At 42.0% G+C, this 205-nt stretch carries 1 tRNA gene; it reads left to right on the forward strand.

The window, feature by feature from the left end:
• Window positions 1-39: 39 nt before the first annotated feature.
• Window positions 40-114: transfer RNA gene (locus CHI06_RS29290), tRNA-Glu, on the forward strand.
• Window positions 115-205 lie beyond the last annotated feature (91 nt).

Raw genomic sequence — 205 nt, forward strand, 5'->3', positions numbered from 1 at the left:
TACCCCTTTGGGGCTATTTTTTTTCTCGAAATTTCAAGCGGCCCCTTGGTCAAGTGGTTAAGACACCTCCCTTTCACGGAGGTAACACGGGTTCGAATCCCGTAGGGGTCACCAAATTATTTTTCGCGATAGCGAAAAATAACTTTCCTTTCTCGTTAGAGAAAATAACTTTCCATTCGCGATAGCGAAAATAATGTACATTACA

This window comes from Bacillus sp. 7884-1 (assembly GCF_002272245.1).
Classification (GTDB): domain Bacteria; phylum Bacillota; class Bacilli; order Bacillales; family Cytobacillaceae; genus Neobacillus.